Annotated in this window: 14 protein-coding genes and 1 pseudogene; 6 read left to right on the top strand and 9 right to left on the bottom strand. The window is 55.2% G+C overall.

Annotated features, from left to right (window positions below; all coding sequences use genetic code 11):
• Positions 1–143: 143 nt before the first annotated feature.
• Complete coding sequence (metC, locus tag LPB67_RS00300; RefSeq protein WP_262835049.1) at positions 144–1,352, top strand: cystathionine beta-lyase; 1,209 nt, start codon at positions 144–146, stop codon at positions 1,350–1,352.
• Positions 1,353–1,610: 258 nt separating this feature from the next.
• Here the strand turns inward: metC and LPB67_RS00305 are convergent, their stop codons facing one another.
• The 6 genes from LPB67_RS00305 to LPB67_RS00330 all read right to left on the bottom strand — a co-directional run bounded on the left by LPB67_RS00305 (position 1,611) and on the right by LPB67_RS00330 (position 11,033).
• A complete protein-coding gene (locus LPB67_RS00305) occupies positions 1,611–1,907 on the bottom strand; it encodes a cupin domain-containing protein (protein ID WP_262835050.1) in 297 nt (98 codons plus the stop codon).
• Between the two features lie 21 nt (positions 1,908–1,928).
• Positions 1,929–2,504, bottom strand: coding sequence for a 2OG-Fe(II) oxygenase family protein (locus tag LPB67_RS00310; protein WP_262835051.1), 576 nt, complete (start codon positions 2,502–2,504; stop codon positions 1,929–1,931).
• A 279-nt stretch (positions 2,505–2,783) separates the two neighbouring features.
• Entirely contained in the window at positions 2,784–5,018 is a 2,235-nt protein-coding gene (locus LPB67_RS00315) for a penicillin-binding protein 1A (RefSeq protein ID WP_262835052.1), read from the bottom strand.
• Positions 5,019–5,023: 5 nt separating this feature from the next.
• A complete protein-coding gene (locus tag LPB67_RS00320; protein ID WP_262835053.1) occupies positions 5,024–6,775 on the bottom strand; it encodes an ABC transporter ATP-binding protein in 1,752 nt (583 codons plus the stop codon).
• Positions 6,776–6,788: 13 nt separating this feature from the next.
• On the bottom strand, positions 6,789–8,540 hold the full coding sequence (locus LPB67_RS00325; protein WP_262835054.1) for an ABC transporter ATP-binding protein: 1,752 nt from the start codon (positions 8,538–8,540) through the stop codon (positions 6,789–6,791).
• Positions 8,541–8,900: 360 nt separating this feature from the next.
• Positions 8,901–11,033, bottom strand: a complete 2,133-nt coding sequence (locus LPB67_RS00330; protein ID WP_262835055.1) for a prolyl oligopeptidase family serine peptidase — start codon at positions 11,031–11,033, stop codon at positions 8,901–8,903.
• Positions 11,034–11,199: 166 nt separating this feature from the next.
• Between LPB67_RS00330 and LPB67_RS00335 the strand changes: the two genes are divergently transcribed.
• The gene (locus tag LPB67_RS00335) at positions 11,200–11,463 is read left to right on the top strand and encodes a hypothetical protein (protein ID WP_262835056.1); all 264 of its coding nucleotides are present in this window, start codon (positions 11,200–11,202) and stop codon (positions 11,461–11,463) included.
• 56 nt (positions 11,464–11,519) lie between these two features.
• A pseudogene (locus LPB67_RS00340) lies at positions 11,520–11,704 on the top strand (PKHD-type hydroxylase); the annotation flags it as partial.
• A gap of 35 nt (positions 11,705–11,739) precedes the next feature.
• Here the strand turns inward: LPB67_RS00340 and LPB67_RS00345 are convergent.
• Positions 11,740–12,591: a M14 family zinc carboxypeptidase gene (locus LPB67_RS00345; RefSeq protein ID WP_262835057.1), complete on the bottom strand. Its 852-nt coding sequence runs from the start codon at positions 12,589–12,591 to the stop codon at positions 11,740–11,742.
• A gap of 261 nt (positions 12,592–12,852) precedes the next feature.
• Entirely contained in the window at positions 12,853–14,031 is a 1,179-nt protein-coding gene (metK, locus tag LPB67_RS00350; RefSeq protein ID WP_262835058.1) for a methionine adenosyltransferase, read from the bottom strand.
• Between the two features lie 321 nt (positions 14,032–14,352).
• On the opposite strand from metK, the gene LPB67_RS00355 reads away from it, so the two are divergent.
• Positions 14,353–15,219 carry a lysophospholipid acyltransferase family protein gene (locus LPB67_RS00355; protein WP_262835059.1) on the top strand — a complete coding sequence of 289 codons (867 nt, stop codon included), beginning with the start codon at positions 14,353–14,355 and terminating at the stop codon, positions 15,217–15,219.
• Complete coding sequence (locus LPB67_RS00360; protein ID WP_262835061.1) at positions 15,216–16,079, top strand: lipid A biosynthesis acyltransferase; 864 nt, start codon at positions 15,216–15,218, stop codon at positions 16,077–16,079. The genes LPB67_RS00355 and LPB67_RS00360 overlap by 4 nt, the downstream gene beginning before the upstream one ends.
• Positions 16,080–16,166: 87 nt before the next feature.
• On the opposite strand, the gene LPB67_RS00365 is transcribed toward LPB67_RS00360, so the two are convergent.
• Positions 16,167–17,369 (bottom strand): MFS transporter, encoded by a 1,203-nt coding sequence (locus LPB67_RS00365; protein ID WP_262835062.1) that lies wholly within the window; start codon positions 17,367–17,369, stop codon positions 16,167–16,169.
• A gap of 124 nt (positions 17,370–17,493) precedes the next feature.
• On the opposite strand from LPB67_RS00365, the gene LPB67_RS00370 reads away from it, so the two are divergent.
• Positions 17,494–18,399 carry a LysR substrate-binding domain-containing protein gene (locus LPB67_RS00370; protein ID WP_262835063.1) on the top strand — a complete coding sequence of 302 codons (906 nt, stop codon included), beginning with the start codon at positions 17,494–17,496 and terminating at the stop codon, positions 18,397–18,399.
• The last annotated feature ends 22 nt before the right edge of the window (positions 18,400–18,421 follow it).

Genomic DNA, 18,421 nt, shown 5'->3' on the forward strand with positions numbered 1-18,421 from the left:
TGCCTATTCCTTTTTAGAAAAACGCAGAAACCGAGACCGAATCCAAACCCGAGCGAATGTTGTCGGGGATGGCCAGTCAACCCGCCTGGGTTCCAGTAACTCCGTTTTAAGACATCTCATATCCAAGCCATCGGAGAGCAGCAATGACACATTCCACAGCACACTGGCAAACCGCTACCCGGCTGACTCACGCCGGCCGCAAGGGCAAAGCCCATCACGGTCCGGTCAATCCACCTGTGATACGCGCCTCGACCATGTTGTTCCCGAATGTCGCGGGCCTCAAAGAAGCGACTGGCACGCGCGCGATTTACGGCCGGCACGGCAATGAGACTACCTATGCGCTGGAACAGGCTCTGTGTGCCGCAGAAGGCGCTGCCGCCTGCCTGCTGACACCGTCGGGCTTGTCGGCGATCACCACCACCTTGCTGGCCTTGCTCAAACCCGGCGATCATTTGCTGATGGTGGATACGACTTACGATCCTACGCGCTTATTTTGCGACGGCTTGCTGAAACAAATGGGCATCAGCACGACCTATTACGACCCGTCCATTGGTAGCGGGATTGCCAGCCTGATGCAGTTGAACACCAAAGTGATTTTTGTCGAATCCCCCGGTTCGCTGACCTTTGAAGTCCAGGACATTCCGGCGCTTGCCGCCGTCGCCCATGCACACGGTGCCGTGCTGGTATCCGACAGCACCTGGGCAACACCGATCGGCTGGTCCTCATTTGAATTGGGGATCGATGTCTCGATTCATGCCGCAACCAAATACATCGTCGGTCACTCCGATGCGCTGATGGGGGTGATCCTGACTACCGCCGGGCTGCAAGGCAAATTACGCGATACCTATAAACAACTCGGTTTATCTGTCGGCGTCGATGATGCCGCCTTGGCCTTGCGCGGCTTGCGCAGCATGGCAGCGCGGCTGGCCGTACATCGCGTCAGCGCCATGCAGATAGCGCAGTGGCTGCAAGCGCAACCCGAGGTCGCCGAAGTCCTGTATCCGCCCATGCCGGGTGCGGCAGGACATGACTTGTGGCGGCGCGACTTCCATCCCGACTACGCCTGCGGCCTGATGGGTGCGGTATTCCATTCCGGGATCAGCGAACAGCAAGTCGCCGCACTGATAGACACCACCGAATTATTCGGCATCGGCTTTAGCTGGGGCGGCTACGAAAGCCTGATCCTGCCGACCAAACCGTCAAGCTGCCGCAGCGTGCATGCAGCCAAATGGCAGGCGCCGATGATACGTCTGCATGTCGGCCTGGAATCGGTACAGGATTTGCAAAACGATCTGCAGCAGGGATTCGAGGCATTGAGAATGCTGGCAGGCACAAGCGCAATTGCAGCTTAAGATTGCCGCGGCATACCCGAGGGGAATTGTCTGTAGTTTGTATCTGTTTTGTCGGAACTTTGTCTTGGACGAACTTCCGCAGCATTAACTAGTCTTAGTATGCGTAGGTATTCATGAATTCTACTCTCTCCAAAAAGTAGAACTTTTCACCCGCCGAGGTTTGGCGGGTTTTTTTTGTTCAAAAATACAAGGCTGGTTGCGGCCATTTAATTTTCTTCTCTCTGCAACTTGAAGGCGGATTAAGCTTGAAGACCAGAGTCACGAATCAATGATGACCAAGGTTCCGAAGCTGCCGGGAGCAACGGCATGGGGTATCCCGGCAGGAACTATGAACAGCTCACCCGCTCGCACCGAAACAAGCGAATTCTGAATTTCGAGATTCATCTGCCCATCCAGCACCAGCAGTGCTTCATCGAAGTCGTGGCATTCGGCTGGGTATGCGGACGCATCCATGCGCAGGATCTTGAAGTTGGCTCCGCCAGCGCAGCCCAATACTTTTGAGCGCCAAGCGTGCGGCAACGATTCGGCGCTGGCTAAGAGATTAATTTTTGACATGAAATTTGATGGGCCGAAATATTACTTGGTCAGCAAATAATTAAAACTAAACGACACCCTGTCGTTGTCAGTCAGATTCGCGCTGACTCGATGAAACACATCCGAACGGAATAACACTAATTTTCCCACCGCGGGTTCAATCACGTAATTGCCGAACAGTTTGTAATGCATATCCGTCGGGAAGATCGCAAGGTCGCCGTCGTGTTGGTTGGTGCTGAAATAATAGGCGCCGCTGATCGGTAAACCTTCGACATTTCTCTCGTGATTGTGGCGTTCCTGGAAACCGAATTTTTTGGTGATATTGATCCAGCTTTGGGTGTACTGATGATCGAATGTAAATGCCTGATCCTTGCGGGTCTTACTGACGAATTCGAGAATATTATCTTCGATGAATTTTTTGAGAGAGTGCAGATGGGCGTGGGCAAAGAGGTTTTTTTCTTTGTTGAATGAACTGAGTACGTTGTCGCCCCAAGAGTGGCTGAGCAGGCTTTCTATCAGCGCTCTTTGCTGCAGGACTTCGGCGTTGATCGCATGGACGGTCGCCGGATCTGCCTGCGAGATACCCACCAGTGTGGGAAATAAGACTTCAATTTCCATTGCGCCTCCCCTTAATTCTATGATCGCCATTACTTCACGAAGAATGCGCTATGGTAGATGAAACAGGGTGATTTGTGTCTCTGCGCCGGCTTTTTTCTTTTGGCGTCAATCCGGTTTGTGGCGGGTAGATTGAAATGTCGGGCAGGGATGTCATATCTCCGTAATATCCGCGCAATATACTATCGCTAATCCTGAAATACTCTCCAAAGGTAGGATTTTTTGCCCGCTCTGGTAGCGGGCATTTTTTTATCTAAGCGATCTGTGTTGTCGCCGGGATGTTTATAGTGGCGGCGTTGCGGCTTGATCGAGATCCAGGGTTTTGATGCCGGCGCCGTTCATGAATTCGCTATACGACCAGTCGCCTTCGGCGTTGCTGACATTCTCCGGTACGGCTCTTTGCGTCTCAGCCTTGCCGGACAAGGCCTGGCGCATATAGTCGATCCAGATCGGCAGCGACAGGGTCGCGCCAAACTCTCTGCCGCCCAGCGATTTAGGATCGTCGTAACCCATCCAGGCTACCGCTACGACATCACCCGCATAACCGGCGAACCAGCCATCGACGGCATCGCTCGTGGTCCCGGTTTTTCCAGCCAGATCATGGCGCCCCAGGCGCTGGGTTGCTGCTGCGCCGGTGCCGCTTCTGACGACTTCGCGCAACATGCTGTCGATGATGAAAGCGTTGCGGCCGTCGAGTACGCGAGCGTCTTCCTGCGCAGTGGCGGGGGCTTTGTTTTCAGTCAGGACTTTGCCGTGGGCGTCGGTGACTTTCTGGATCAGCCAGGGCTTGATCTGATAGCCGCCATTTGCAAATACGCCGTAGGCCGCCGCCAGCTGTAGCGGCGTGACCGAGCCGGTACCTAATGCCATGGTCAGGTTTTGCGGTTGCTTGTTGGCGTCAAAACCGAAGCGCGGCAAATAGTCGCGCGCATATACTGCGCCTATCGCTTTGAGCAGGCGTACGGAAACCACGTTCTTGGATTGCACCAGCGCGGTACGCAATGTGATCGGGCCGTCGTATTTGCCATCGTCGTTGCGCGGATCCCATTTAAGTTGTTCGGTGCTGGTTTCGGATAACTGCACATCGTTGACGATAGTGGCCGGTGAATAGCCTTTTTCCAGAGCGGCGGAATAAATAAACGGCTTGATCGACGAGCCGGGCTGACGCCATGCGCTGGTCACGTGATTGAATTGCTTGCGGTTGAAATCGAAGCCGCCGACCATCGCGCGATACGATCCGTCCTGCGCGTTCAGAGCTACGAAGGCGGCATCGACTTCGGGCAACTGCGTGATGGTCCAGCGTTTCTTCGCATCCTGCATCACGCGGATCAAGGCGCCGGGGCGGATTTTTAGATCGCGATGGGCATTCGCCTGCATCGCTTTATCCGCGAAGCGCAAGGTCTCGCCGCTCAGCGTGACGACATCGCCGGAAGCCATTTCGGCTTTCACCGATTTATTGCTGACTTCGATCACCACGGCTGGCACCAGCTTGTCGCTGCCCGGGTGTTTGAGCATCAGCGCATCGATGGCATCATCGCGCTCATCTTCATCCGCTGGCAGCTCGATAAACGCTTCCGGGCCGCGATAACCATGTCGCTGATCATAGGCCATGACATTGCGGCGCAGGGATTCGTAGGCGGCATCCTGTTCCGCTTTGTTGATCGTCGTATATACCTTCAAACCGCTGCTGTACGCCGCATCTTTGTATTCCGCGACGATCGCCTGACGCACGATCTCGGCGACATAATCGGCATGCGATTCGAATTGCTGGCGACTGCTGATATGCAACTGTTCTGCGCTGGCCTGGGCAAATTGCGCCTGCGTGATATAGCCTTCATCGAGCATGCTTTTCAAGACCAGCAATTGACGCTGTTTGGCACGCTGCTGGTTGGCCGCCGGATTATGGCGCACCGGATTTTGCGGCACGCCAGCCAGCATCGCGGCTTCTGCGATACTCAGCTCCGCCAGTGATTTGTTGAAGTAGGTGCGGGCTGCGCTGGAGAAGCCGTGCGTCCTTTGACCGAGATAAATCTGATTCATATACAACTCAAGAATCTGGTCCTTACTCAAGGCGGCTTCAATCCGATAGGTGAGTAAAATTTCTTTTAACTTGCGGTCGATGGTTTTTTCCTGGGTCAGCAAAAAATTACGCGCCACCTGCATCGTGATGGTCGATGCGCCCTGATGAAAGCCGCCTTGCAAATCGGCGAGCAGGGCGCGGGTCGCTGAGCGGAAATTGATACCGCCATGTTCATAAAAGCGCCGGTCCTCAATCGCCAGCAGCGCGTTTTTCATCAAGACCGGGATTTCTTTAATCGGCACAAAATCCCTGTGTTCTTCACCGAACTCGCCGATCAGGGCATTGTCTGCGGTGTAGATGCGTAAAGGGATTTTAGGCTTGTAATCGGTGACTGCATCGAGCGAAGGCAGCCTGGGCATCACCCATAAAAAAACATAAGCCAGGATGGCGATGGCGACGGTGCTGATGAGGGCGGCGATACCGAGTAGTAATTTCATAAAACTTAGTCTTCCAGGGTTTGCAGCAAATACAGCTTTTGATAAATGCCGAGTTCTAGCGCCATCAATTGTTGATGCGTACCTTGTTCGGCGATGCTGCCATGATTGAGTACCACGATCTGGTCGGCATCGCGGATGGTCGAGAGCCGGTGCGCAATTGCGACGATGGTCACGCTGCCGCGCAATTCGGTCAGCGCAGTTTGTACGATTTGTTCGGTTTCGCTATCGATATGCGAAGTGGCTTCATCGAGAAACAGGATGCGCGGTTTGCCCGCCAGAGCGCGGGCGATCGCGATCAGTTGCTTCTGCCCGGTGGACAGGCGCGCACCGCCTTCGCCGAGCGGAGTGTCATAGCCTTGCTCCAGTTGCAGAATGAAGTCATGCGCACGCGCTGCTTTGGCGGCGGCGATGATCTCGGCAGTGCTGATGTCGCGGCCCATGGCGATGTTTTCCCTGGCGTTGGCCGCGAGCAAAAAAGGCTCTTGCGGCACCAGCCCGAAACTGGCGCGGAAATGCGCATCGCTAAAGCTGGTGATGTCTTGTCCATCGACGGCAATGCGTCCTGCTTGCGCGATATAAAAGCGCAGCAACAAGCTCAGTAGCGTCGATTTGCCGCTGCCGGTATGGCCGACAATCCCGAAAAAACTTCCCGCCGGGATATGCAGGTTGATGTCATGCAAAACCGGATGCGCCGCATCGTAGCCAAAGCGCAGATGTTCAAGCCGCAGATCGCCGCTATGTATCTCGGCATCGCTGATGACGCCGCTGGTGCTCGGCTCGCGCAGCAGCGTATTGACGCGTGCAGCTGACACCACCGCTTGCTGTATCTGTCCGAACTGCAAGGTGATCTGGATCAGCGGATCGACCACGCGCGCGATATAGCTGACAAACGCATACAGGATACCGATCTCGATGCCGGAAAAATCGCGCTGACTGAAACAGAAAATCACGACCACCAGCAACAAGGAATTTAACAGATCGAGGGCCGGACGCAGCAACCAGGCATTGGCGCGCAATTCATCGAGCCGTGCGTGATAATGCTGCTGGTTGGTCGCATCAAAACGTGCGCCAAAGCGCCGCTCGGCATTGCTTGCCTGCAGCGTGCTCATGCCGTTGATGCTCTCCGCGACCTGCGCATTGATCTCGCTGCGCAGCTGACGTGCACGGCTGACCGCCGGGGCGCTCCAGCGTTGATAAAACCAGACGATGATCATCACGGCCGGGATCAGCATCATGACGATCAGCATCAGGCGCCAATCCAGCCACGCCATCGCTACCAGTGCACCGATCACCACGATCGACGAATCGAGCATCACGAACAGCACTTGCACATACAGATTTTTAACCGACTCGGTATCGTTGGTGACCCGGCTGACCAACTGCCCGGTAATCGCCTTGTCGAAAAACGCCATAGGCAAGCGCAATACATGACCGTACACCTGCTCGCGCAGGCGACGCACCGAGCGCATCGCCACACCTGCCAGCCGGGATAGCTGCAGATAGCGCAACCAGGTCGCCCACCAGCCGGTCGCTACATAAGTCGCCAGCAACGCTACTACAACCGCCAGATCCATCTGGTGCGGCAACAGATAGCGGTCGATAAAGGCTTTACCCAACAGCGGGCCAAGCGCTTCCAATCCTGCTGCGATGAATAAATAGAAGATGCCTAATACGACATGGCGACGCTCAGGTTGTGCCGCCTGCATCAACAGATGCACGGCTAATTTTTTCTCTGACTTACTTTCCGGGGCATTCATTTTTTGTGTCAACTCAGGCTGCATCGAGACTTGCCTCCAGTTGCTGATAGCGCCATTGCGAGGCATACCAGCCAGCATGTTCCAGCAACTCGTTGTGCGAGCCTTGTTCAATCATGCGACCGTCACGCAAGACCAGAATATGATCGGCATCGGCCACCGCGCTGAGCCGGTGACTGACGATGATGGCACTGCGTTCCTTGCGCTGTTGGCGCAATTCGTGCAGATGTTGCAGGATGCGGGTTTCGGTATCGGTGTCGACGGCGGATAAGGCATCATCGAGCAGCAGCAAGGGGCTGTCGGTCAGCAAGGCGCGGGCAATCGCAACACGCTGACGCTGGCCGCCGGACAGCGTGACGCCACGTTCCCCGACCGGCGTGTCGTAGCCCTGCGGGAAGCGCACAATATCCTCATGCACCGCGGCCAATCTGGCGGCATGCATAATCTGTTCGCGGGTCGCCTCAGGATTGCCGAGCGCGATGTTATTGGCAATCGATGCCGAAAATAAAAATGGTTCTTGCGCGACCCAATTGATCGCAGAACGCAGGCTATGCAAGCGGTAGTTCGATACCGCTTCTTTGCCCCATAGCAAACTCCCCTGAGTCGTATCGTATTGACGTAACAGAAGGCGGATGATGGTGGATTTGCCCGATCCCGTGTGTCCGACGATGCCCAGAGTTTTACCTTCATCTAAAGTGAACGATACCTGGTCCAGTGCAAGCGCCTGTTGCCCGGGGTAAGAGAAACTGACTTGCCCGAACTGCAAACTGCCATGCGGCAACGCGGTGATCTGGCCGTGATCCTGGATACTCAGTTCCTGCGCCAACACCGGCTGCAGGCGGTTCCAGGCGGCTTTGCCTCGTTCCAGCAAGGACAATACCCAGCCGGCGGCAAACATGGGCCAGATCAATTGACCGAGATACATGGTGAAGCTGGTCAGCGTACCGATCGTCATCTCCCCATGCCAGACCAGATAGCCGCCCATGCACAATGTCAAAGCGCCGGCGGAGGTCAAGGCAATTCCTACCGCGGGTTCGTAGGCAGCTTCCCAGCGCTGGGCGCTCAGGCTGGCGTCGGCAGCGCGCTCGGCGAGTTCGGCGAATTGCGCCGCGCTGCGCTGCTCCAGCCCCAGCGCGCGTAAAGTCCGCACCCCTGCCAGGGTCTCTTGCACCTGCTCATTGAGCTTGCTAAAGCGATCGAGTGAGTCGCGCGATGCATCGTGCACATGATGGGTAATCGTTTTAAACGCCCATCCCATAAACGGGAAGGGCAACAAGGCAACCAGCGCGAGTCGCCAGTCGACCCCCAATAGCATCATGCCGATCACCAGTACGAAAGTCATGCTGCCGTCAAATCCTGCCAGCATGGCTTCACCCGACGCCAGCTCAATCGCATCGGCATCATTGGTGCCCAGCGCCATCAGGTCGCCGGTACGTTGCTGCTGAAAAAACGGTGCGCCTTGCAAGCTCAGGCGTTGATATAAACGAGTGCGTAATTGCACCCCGAGCTGGTAGGAGGCGGCAAATAACTGCATGCGCCAGCCGACGCGCAAAAAGTAAATCGCAACCCCCATCAAGACCAGCTCAGCTAGCTGGATTGCCAGTCCGCGCTGATCCAGATGATGGGCGACCATGGCATCGATCACTGCACCGACTTTACGCGGGATTAATACAGTTAACACTGCTACCGAGAACAGCATCGCGGCAGCGGCAAGGTAATGGCGTTTGTGATTGCGGATAAATTGGGCAAGCAGCTGGTACAAACTCATGTCGGTGTCTTATGACTTCGGTAATTGCTATGGTGTTTTGATATCACGGTACTACTCTTGGTCGCCAGGATCAGCCGTGATCGGAGCCAGTGATGATACAGCATTTGATTTATCAGGACTGACGCAAAAAACCAAACCCCCAACCCCTCGCCACCGAGACACGCAGACGCACAGAAAAGGCAAGAGGGATTGGCTTAAAACGAAGCCGCAATCTGGATGCGCCTGTTGGCACGAAATGCCTCTGTAAGCCGCACAAACAGTGCGGTTTCGTTTTTAAGCTTGCCCAATCCCCGCTGACAATCCCTCCCGCTTGCGGAGGAGGGCAGACTGACCAGCGGATGTGTCAAGCAGGCGCAGCGCTTAACGTGCGATCACCACATCGGCATTATCGCGTTTCAGCATATTCCACAAAAACGAATACGTGATGGCCGACATATCCGCCCTTTGCGCATTATTCGCGGCGCCGCCGTGACCGCCTTCGATATTCTCGTAGTACCAGACATTCTGGTGATCCTGGCTCAGCATTTTCGCTGCCATCTTGCGCGCGTGACCCGGATGTACACGGTCGTCGCGGGTCGAGGTGATGAACAGGACGTTCGGGTATTTGACGCCGGCCTTGACGTTTTGATACGGCGAATAGCGCGAGATGTAATCCCATTCCGCTGCGATGTCTGGATTGCCATATTCACCCATCCAGGATGCACCTGCCAGTAATTTGTTATAGCGCTGCATGTCCAGCAGCGGTACTTGGCTGACTACCGCGTTGAACAATTCCGGATGCTGGGTCAGCGCCACGCCAGCCAACAAGCCGCCATTGCTGCCGCCCATTGCGCCCAGGTGCTGCGGGCTGGTGATTTTGCTGGCGATCAGATCAGCAGCGACTGCGGCAAAATCATCATAGGCACGCTGGCGATTTTCCTTGAGCGCCGCCTGATGCCAGCGCGGGCCGAATTCGCCGCCGCCACGGATATTCGCCACCACATACACGCCGCCTTTTTCCAGCCAGGATTTGCCGATGCCGCCCGAGTAGGACGGCGTCAGGGAAATTTCAAAACCGCCGTAGCCATACAACAGCGTGGGGTTATTGCCATCGTATTTGACGTCTTTGCGTTTCACCAGAAAGTAGGGGACTTTGGTGCCGTCTCTGGAGGTCGCAAACTGCTGTGTAGTCTCATACGGTGAGGCGTCAAAGAAGCCCGGCGCGGATTTAAGCGACTCACGCCGATCGTTGCCCGCATGCGCCAGAATGTAGACGCTGGGAGTCAGATAATCTGAATAACTCAGCAGGTAGTCATCCGAATTATCGGCATCCACAGCACTCACCCCAACCGCGCCCATGGTCGGCAAGGCGACCTGGCGCGAGATCCATTTGCCGTTGTCCAGTTTCCATTCATGCAGATTGCTCTTGACATTGTTCAGCGATTGCACCAGCACATAATGTTTGGTGTAAGCCGCGCCGGTCAACGAGGTGCTGTCGCTGGGTTCAAACAGGACCGTGAAATTGCGTTCGCCTTTTTTATATGCATCAAAATCCATCGCTAACATGCTGCCCGGCGCATAGGTCTTGCCGCCGGTGGTCCATGCCTCACGCGGCGTGACGACGAATTGCTTACCAAAAAAACTGACGCTGGAATGGCTGGGCACATCGAGTTTAGTCAGTTTGTCGCCTTCTTTCAGAAATTGTTCTGAAGAATAAAACGTGATTTGACGCCCGACCAGTTCATGATGAATGCCGTCATGGTCGCTGCTGTGCGCAGAGATCGCCATATCAGTTTTTTCGCCTTCGAGCAGGACTTTTGCTGCACTCAGCGGTGTGCCACGCTTCCATTCCTTGACGATGCGCGCATAGCCGGAATCGGTCAGCGTGCCGGCGCCAAAATCGGTGGCGACAAACAGCGTGTCCCGGTCGCGCCAGTCGAGGTTCATCTTGGCTTCCGGCAGGCTGAAACCGTCTTTGACGAAGCTTTGGGTGGTCAGGTCAAATTCACGCATGACCACGGCATCGGCACCGCCGCGCGACAGTTCGATCAGGCAGCGGTCGTAGACAGGGTGGCGGCAGATACTATTTTTGAATACCCAATTTTCGTTTTCTGTTTTTGCCAGGGCGTCGACATCGAGTACCGGTTCCCATTTGGGTTGCGCCTTGCGGTATTCATCGAGCGTGGTTTTGCGCCACAGGCCGCGCGGATGCTCGGCATCCATCCAGAAGTTGTAATAGTAATTGCCCATCTTGCGGATGCCGGGAATCCGGTCTTTGGAGTCGAGCACGACTTGCAGGTCGCTACGCAATTTTAAAAAGGCCGGATCGGTATCGAGCTTGCTGCGGGTGATCTGGTTGCGTGCCTTGACCCAATCCAGGGCTTTTTCACCGGTCACGTCTTCCAGCCATTGCTGCGGGTCGGCCGCGGTGGTGGCAGTTTGTGCGACGGCATTGCCGATGGCACTCAGCAATAGCAAGGCGGCTAGCATTTGGGTATGTGTTTGGCGTTTCATTCTTGTCCTTATTGTCGAGCGCGGTGCCTTGCGCAGGTTTTTTTATGAGGTGCGTCAGTGTCCATGGGCATTCATCCCGAACTGCAGATTGACCTGCCGCAGCATAATTAAGTTCATTGCTGACATAGGTTTGCAGTTCGCCTGCATCGGGGTAGGAGATTGCAGCATGATTCTAAATCGGACCTCGCCGATCATGCGTCGTGATTTAAGGCCAGGATCGAAACTAAGTTTTGCGTTTAGGCAAAAGACAGAATTTAGCGTGGATTTGCCAGCAGATTCGCTGATACGTGCAGGTAAGTTGACTGGCAATATAGAATTTGCGCAAAACGACAAGCTGCTTGCCGCAGTTGACATTGAACCCGCAGGCTGGATGCGGCTTGCAGAGGCATTTCGCGCCAACAGGCGCATCCAGCTTGCGGCTTCGTTTTAATATATCAGCATCCCATGAAACCTATCCTTTTGCTTTTCGCTGCGTCTCGGTGGTCCGGCGCACGGCTGGCCTCGTTTTTCTGGGGGCAGAGTATGGTCAGGGAGGATGCTCAGCGTGTTTTGCTATTTAGTCTCATACCAGTATTCAGCAACTTGGCGCAAGCGGCGCAGATACACAGGCGGTGCTGCAACTGACCGGCAATTATCACAACTTGCTACGCATGTGGGCGGAGCCGACATAGTCGTATTTTTCACATATCCTGATTTGCAGTATGAATCAACGCTGCGCCAATTTGGCTTGCGCAGACACATTGCGTCTGATCCAGCCCAGCATGTCTTGCCAGATGCGTTGCACTTCGGCGTCGGGCGGCAGCACGGTGGCATTCGGTAATTCGATGGTGACAACCGGAATATCTTTATGCAGGCCGCTGTAGTTGCCGAGTGATCCCGGGTACACGCCGACACGGTTGTAGATCAGCCGGCCGAAACGGCGCGGCGGCGTGACGGGGCCGTCGAAGTCAAGTACGCCGAATGGCGCATGTACCGAGATGATCACGTCGGGTTTGAATTGTTCTATGGTGTCGTATACCCAGCGGCTTTCGGGTTCGGAAACCGGTGCCTTGCCGGGAAAACGACGCGGATCGCTGCGCGTGGTGTTGGCCCAATAGCGCGGCGCATCCTGTTGCCAGTTCGGCGTCGGAAAATTGCGGTTCAGATCGACACCGCGGGCATTCACGCGCATCGGTTTGGCGGCCAGCAAACCATCGGGATTGACGATGGGGGCGATCTTCCATTGGAATTCCTGCGTTGCTGGTTTTTGCATGACCTCGATCCACTTGAACACAATCGCGGATGCGGTTTGTTCGTCGCCGTGGATGCCGCCGAGCAGCAGCACTTTCAACGCCTGCTTGCGGCGCGGATCGGCGGCGATATCGCGTACCAGTATCGGGAAGCCATTGGCGGATAAGGCGCCAGCCGGTTGCACTTGGCTATTGCGGCAATCGGTACCGGAGATTTTTGGCAAACGTGCGACCAGCGGTGTGCACCAGTCGGTGATGGGTTTGGCTGCCTGGGCGGATATTGCAGAGGTGGCCGCGAGCGCCTGGTGCGACCAGCCCGAGACCGACATGATTACGGCAAGACCAAAACATGCAAGGCGCGCGGATTTGACAGGTATCACACTACACAACAACGGGGCCCGGCATTGCATGCTTCAGTCCATATTCAGGCAGGTATAAATATTATTCAAACATAGATTTAAACAAACAGGGAACTTCTAAAAACCCTTTAATCGAGATGCAGCGCCAGGCAGAGTTCGCCGGTCGGTACGGCGAGGCTTTGTAAGGACGCGATGCGTTCGAGTACGGGGTTGTTAGACATTCCCGATAGCTTAGAGTCCTGCGGCCTTGCGTAACAACACGGCTTTGTCAGTGCGTTCCCAGGTGAATTCAGGCTCTTCACGACCGAAGTGACCATACGCTGCGGTCTTGGAATAAATCGGACGCAGCAGATCCAGCATCTGGATGATGCCTTTTGGACGCAAGTCAAAATAGTCATTCACCAGGGCGGCGATTTGTTCATCCGGGATCACGCCTGTACCTTCGGTGTACACCGTCACGTTCATCGGACGCGCTACGCCAATCGCATACGCGACCTGGATCTGGCATTGTTTTGCCAGGCCGGCGGCGACGATATTTTTCGCCACATAACGCGCCGCATAGGCTGCCGAACGATCGACTTTGGTAGGGTCCTTGCCGGAGAAAGCGCCGCCGCCATGCGGGCAAGCGCCGCCGTAGGTATCGACAATGATCTTGCGGCCGGTCAAGCCGCAATCGCCTTGCGGACCGCCGATCACGAAGCGGCCGGTTGGATTGATCAGGTACTTGGTATCTTTCAGCCAGTCTTTTGGCAATACCGGTTTGATGATTTCTTCAATCACGGCTTCGATGAAGCTGGGCTTCATATGCTGGCCATCGCTTTGTTCCGGGCTGTGCTGGGTCGACAGCACCACGGTATCGATGCTGTGCGGCTTGCCGTCGACATAACGCATGGTGACCTGGCTCTTGGCATCGGGCCGCAGGAAAGGCAGGCGACCGTCCTTGCGCAATTGCGCCTGACGCTCTACCAGGCGGTGCGCATAGTAGATCGGCGCCGGCATCAGCTCCGGCGTTTCGTCGCAGGCATAACCGAACATCAGGCCCTGATCGCCGGCACCGGTATTCAGGTGATCGTCCGATGCATGATCGACGCCTTGCGCGATATCGTTGGATTGTTTGTCATACGCCACCAGCACCGCGCAACCTTTGTAGTCGATGCCGTACTCGGTATTGTCGTAGCCGATGCGCTTGATGGTGTCGCGCGCAACCTGGATATAGTCGACGTGGGCATTGGTGGTGATTTCACCTGCCAATACCACCAGACCGGTATTGGTCAGGGTTTCGGCCGCCACGCGGGAACGCGGATCCTGTTCGAGAATGGCATCCAGAATGGCGTCGGAAATTTGATCGGCGACTTTGTCGGGATGTCCTTCAGAGACCGATTCGGAGGTGAAGAGAAAATCATTAGCCATCGCAGGCTCCTTGTAAAAATTGACCGTATTAAACATGCCGCAGTCGGAAAGAGAACCTGCGACGCTTTAGCGGAATTTATATACCGCCTCGCAAGTTGTCTGTTAACTCGGCGGTTCCTGCATAAAAGCTATTGCAAATTTAATCTGGTGTTGTTGCACCGGCTTGCCGTGCAGTGCGTACTGCCTTCGTCGGCGCGCCTGGCCAGCTTAATTTTGCAATAGCCTTTACTCATTGTGTGATATTTTACGCTTCTTCTTGAGCTCGTGTCGAATCCCACTAATTTTCTGGACTTAATTTCCCTCTCAGAGTTGAGATGCATCATGCTCGTTGCCTTATTTCGCTTCCTGTCGATTTTTTCATTACCTGTCTTGCATGCCATCGGCGCAAGCCTGGGTTGGCTTGTCTATCTGGCATCGGGTTCTTATCGCCGCCGCTTGCAAGAGAATATCGGTCGCGCTGGCTTCGCCGCCGACACTGCTTCAGCGGTACGCGAGGCTGGCAAAAACATCATGGAATTACCCTTTATCTGGTGTGCCAAACCGGAACGGGTATTGCGCACCGCAACGATAGAAAATTGGGAACTGGTGCAGGCAGCGCTCGATGCTAAAAAAGGCGTGATTCTGTTGACGCCTCATTTGGGCTGTTTTGAAATTATTGCCCAGGCGATTGCCGCCAAGACCCGCTTGACTGCGCTGTATCGTCCACCGCGCAAAGCGGCCTTGAAGCCCTTGATAGAAGGGGCCAGAGCGCGTGACAACCTGATCCTTGCACCGGCGAATTTATCCGGCGTCAGGAGCATGGCTAAAGCCTTGAAAAAGGGTGAGGCGATTGGCCTTTTACCCGATCAGGTGCCGCAAGAAGGCGAAGGTGTCTGGGCCGGATTTTTTGGCAAACCGGCTTATACCATGACGCTCTCAGCCAAGTTGCATGCCATGACGGCTGCGCCTTTGATCCTGACGTATGCCGAGCGTTTGCCGTATGGCCGTGGATATATCGTGCGCTTCGTCGCTTTTGACGAAGTATGGGGCGACGATGCGACGCAACAGGCGGAAGCGATTAACCGCGCGATGGAAAAACTCATTGCACGCAAACCGGCGCAATATTTCTGGAGTTATAACCGCTACAAAATTCCGCATGGCGTCGCCGCGCCGGTGGCATCTGCCGATTCACCGAAGGACCGCACATGAGATTCGTTCTGGGCTTTATGTGGGTCTTGCACTGGTTGCCTTTGCCGGTGCTGGGACGCTTTGGCGATGCCGTTGGCAGCCTGCTGTTTCGCGTCATCAAATCGCGCCGTCACATCACGCTGACGAATTTGCGCCTGTGCTTGCCGCAGCTCAGCGAAGCACAACGCGTCCAGCTCGCGCGCCAGCATTTTCAGGCGTATACCCGCAGCGTGCTGGAGCGCGGCATCCTGTGGTGGGGTTCAGAAAAACGCTTGAAGAAATTGATCCGGATCGATCCCGCCGTACCCCTGGCGAGTATTCAGGAGGGGCCGACGATTCTACTATGTCCGCACTTCGTCAGCCTCGATGTCGCCGGTGTTGCGGTGATGCTGGAATCGTCTTTGTGTTCGATCTATACCGAGCAACGCAGCAAAGTGTTTGATCAGGCTTTACGCAAAGGTCGCTCGCGTTTTCGTCCGGTGAAGTTATTCTCACGTGCCGAAGGCGTCAAGCCCATCATCCGCGCGATGCGTGACGGCCTGCCGTTCTTCATGCTGCCGGACATGGATTTCGGTGCCAAAGATGCCGAGTTCATCCCCTTCTTCGGCGTACCCGCCGCTACCTTGACGGCAGTCGCCAGAATCGCTGCCACCACGAACGCCAAAGTGATCCCGGTGATCGCCACCATGCTGCCGAATTACCAGGGCTGGAAAGTCAGCTTCCACCAGCCTTGGGAGAATTACCCGGGCGACGACATGGTCGCCGCCACGCGCTTCATGAATGCGTATATCGAAACGGAAATACTGAAAGCGCCGGCAGAATATTTTTGGGCGCATAAGCGCTTTAAAACCAGGCCGCCGGGTATACCAAGCGTGTATTGATGTTGCCGGATTATCGGCATTAATCGATGCCGTATCGTTGAGAATATTGTTGTTCTGTTCAAGTCTGTTACGCAATATACCTGAGCATTAGGCCGTTACTGTCCTCGTCGATTTTTGGGGGCGATCGCAATGTTCTAAGCGATCCAATCTACCAGCCAAGCTAGTTAAGGCAAGTGCGCCGAGCACAACTACCGCACCAATCCACGGCGTCGCCATTAAACCGATGTGGGCGACGATCAGTCCGCCGCCCCAGGCGCCACCGGCAATACCAACATTGAATGCCGCTATATTCAGGCCGGATGCGACATCCACTGCCTGCGGCGTATCGCGTTCAGCCCGTTGTACTACATAGACCTGCAGACCCGGCACATTGCCGAAAGCGACTGCCCCCCATACCAATACGGTGGTCAGAGCTAACCAGATGTGAGACGCGGTAAAAGTGAGTGCAAACAACACGAGCGCCAGCAAGAGGAAGACGATTTGCAGCGCACGGATGGGGCCTTTTTTATCCGCCAGCTTGCCGCCCCAGATATTGCCGAATGCGACCGATACACCATACACCAACATCACCAGGCTGACGCTGCCAGCGGAGAAGCCGGATATTTCCTGCAATATTGGTGCAAGGTAAGTGAAGGCAATAAACGATCCGCCGTAACCGAGCGCAGTCATGGCATAGACCAATAACAGGCGCGGCTTTTTCAGCACGGCTAACTGGGTCAGCAAGGATGCCGGTTTGCTGTTAGCGATATTGTTCGGTACCAGAATCAAACTGCCGATAAACGCAATCACTCCCAGCAGTGATACCGCCAAAAAGGTCGCCTGCCAGCCAAAGTGCTGACCGATGAAAGTGCCTAGTGGCACACCGGTTACCAAAGCGACGGTGAGACCGGAAAACATCAGGGCAATGGCGCTGGCGGCTTTTTCTTTTGGTACCAGGCTGGTAGCAATGGTCGATCCAATCGAGAAAAATACGCCGTGCGCTAACCCGGTCAGTACCCGCGCCGCCATCAATGCCTCATAACTCGGTGCCATCCATGCGACTACATTCCCGACAGTGAATAAGGCCATCAAACCCAATAACAATTGTTTGCGCGGTACGCGACCGGTCAATGCGGTCAAGACCGGCGCACCAATCGCTACGCCGAGCGCATACAGACTCACCAGTAAACCTGCGGAGGGAACCGAGACCACCAGGCTGTTGGCGATAGTGGGGATCAGGCCGACAATCACAAATTCGGTCGTTCCGATAGCAAAAGCGCTGAGAGTCAGCGCCCAAAGTGCGAGAGGCATGTAATTCTCCTGTGAAGATAAAAGACGGGACCGCTTAAAGTTCCCGGATGCGTCGCAGTTTGCGCTTTACGCCAACAAAGAAAAACCATCGGCGCTACAATACATTTTTGACTAGGAGTCACTAATGCTAACTGTGGAGTCGCTGATTGGTTTTGTCGCAGTCATAGATACAGGATCGTTTTCAGCCGCTGCCGACCGGCTAGGGCAAACCCCATCGGGTGTCAGCAGAACGATTTCACGCCTGGAGTCGCAGCTTGGCATGACCCTGATGACTCGCACAACGCGCCGTCTGGATTTGACGGAGGAGGGAGCATGGCTGTTGATCCGTGCCAGAAAAATTCTGTCGGACTTGGAAGATACGGAACAACAATTAAGCGCCCGCCTGGCTCAGCCTTCCGGCCTGATTCGTGTGAATGCAGCGACGCCCGCATTGAATCATCTGATTGCGCCTTTGGTCGCGGATTTTCTTGATGCGTATCCCTTGGTGCGACTGGAGCTGACTAGCGGTGAAACGGTGATTGATCTGATTGAAGAGCGCGCCGATCTGGCGATTCGTATCGGCCCGCTGGCTGATTCCACACTTCATGCCAGAAAGCTCGGGGAGAGCCGTTTAAGAGTATTGGCGTCACCGGCTTATCTGGCTAGTCAAGGTATCCCGAATAACATAGACCAGCTTTCAGCTCATCGATTACTCGGTTTTTCTGCGCCGGCATCACTGAACATCTGGCCATTGCCACAGGCAGGTGGCGCCGGGTTGACGGTGACGCCGATGATCACTGCATCGAGCGGGGAAACTTTACGCCACTTGGGAATAGCCGGGGCAGGTATCGTCTGCCTCGCCGAGTTCTTGACGCAGAATGATGTTGCCGCCGGTCGTTTAGTGCCGGTTTTAGAGGCACAGACATTGCCATGGGCGCAACCGGTTTGGGCTGTATTTTACAAACAAGAGGCCATTGCACCGCGTGTTGCAGCACTGGTCAATTTTTTAGCGCACAGGCTGGCAGTGGATATTCTGGAGCCTGGTTCGTAAGAGATTACGGCTTGATCCCACA

Origin of the sequence: Undibacterium sp. Jales W-56, assembly GCF_025548535.1 — a bacterium.
In the GTDB taxonomy this organism is placed as follows: domain Bacteria; phylum Pseudomonadota; class Gammaproteobacteria; order Burkholderiales; family Burkholderiaceae_D; genus Undibacterium.